General features: G+C 37.1%; 2 protein-coding genes. Both read left to right on the top strand.

Annotation, left to right across the window (positions count from 1 at the left end; translation table 11 throughout):
* Positions 1 to 11 precede the first annotated feature (11 nt).
* On the top strand, positions 12 to 227 hold the full coding sequence (locus PX482_RS22195; protein WP_288025022.1) for a hypothetical protein: 216 nt from the start codon (positions 12 to 14) through the stop codon (positions 225 to 227).
* Between the two features lie 176 nt (positions 228 to 403).
* The gene (locus PX482_RS22190; RefSeq protein ID WP_288025019.1) at positions 404 to 694 is read left to right on the top strand and encodes a helix-turn-helix domain-containing protein; all 291 of its coding nucleotides are present in this window, start codon (positions 404 to 406) and stop codon (positions 692 to 694) included.
* Positions 695 to 1,147: the final 453 nt, after the last annotated feature.

The following is a 1,147-nucleotide window of genomic DNA, read 5'->3' as shown; positions in this document are numbered from 1 at the left end:
GGTTCTTCGGTTTGTCTTATGCAACGTACAGGATTATAAGGAATGAAACTCTTATAGAGAAAGACATTTGGCGATTTTTGTCAATTGTTTTTGATCTAGAGCGAACTAATCAATTAAGTCTCTTGCCAGATAAGGATTTAGTCGATTTATGCTCCCCTATCGAACCATACCAAGTAACGAAGAGCCTTCTGTTAACGCAATTTAAATTACGAACAGCTTACCTCTGATCGTCATTTTGAACAAGCAGGATTTACTAAATTATTGTAAGATTGCATTATATAAAATTTGTTTATGTAACAAAATACATCAGCCAAACTTTTAAATGATTAGAAATCAAAGATCCTAAATGAACTATCAAAAAATCGAGGACATCTTTAACAAAAGAAATTAACTAAAAATAAATATGCCTAAAACCACAGATGCCCTAAAAATCATTCATCAAATCATCGCAGACGATCCCACAATACAAGAACAAATCGCCCTAGAATCCATCAACGCAGAAATCGCACAACTGATTTATGACTCTCGTACAAAAGCTGGATTAACCCAACAACAACTAGCCGACCTAATCCATGTTGAAAAATCCGTTATTGAAGATCTAGAAGACGCTGACTATCAAGACAATCCCCTAATAATGCTGCAAAAAATCGCCACCGCACTCAATCAAAAAGTCAAAATGAGCCTTGTTAGCTAATCTGTTGAAAGCATTCGTTATCAAATTCTGATCCATCATCAAAAAATTGCCAATGAGGAACAAAAAAAATCCCCCGATGAAAACTTAATTAATTACTGAAAAAGAGAAATTAAAGGTTGAGAAAAAAGTTTATCTAGAGCAGAAAAGCGATTAAACAGAGGAAAATAAGCGATGATTTCAAACATTGAAAAACCCTTAAAAGTCAACCCCACCTTAGCCACCTTATTAAGTAGGGAGGCACAATTATTTGTAGGATGGGTTAGCGGTAGCGTAACATAATCGGGCGTTGGGTTTCATGCTTCAACCCAACCTTGTATATTGAGAGAGGTGGTAGACCGTCCCAACCTTGGTCGGAAAAGACCGCTTCGTAGCAAGGGTCACCACCATAATCTCCCTGACAAAACTCGAACAGTCGCCGGGGTCGTGGCGAAAACAATCAATTGTTAAGCTAAG

The sequence above is a fragment of the Microcystis sp. M53602_WE12 genome (genome assembly GCF_030065455.1).
In the GTDB taxonomy this organism is placed as follows: Bacteria; Cyanobacteriota; Cyanobacteriia; order Cyanobacteriales; family Microcystaceae; genus Microcystis; species Microcystis aeruginosa.
This window is presented reverse-complemented; position numbering and strand designations above follow the sequence as displayed.

What these genes read in the sequence shown, in the direction of transcription:
- PX482_RS22190 (WP_288025019.1), top strand. Translation starts at nt 404, where the DNA reads ATGCCTAAAACCACAGATGCCCTAAAAATCATTCATCAAATCATCGCA.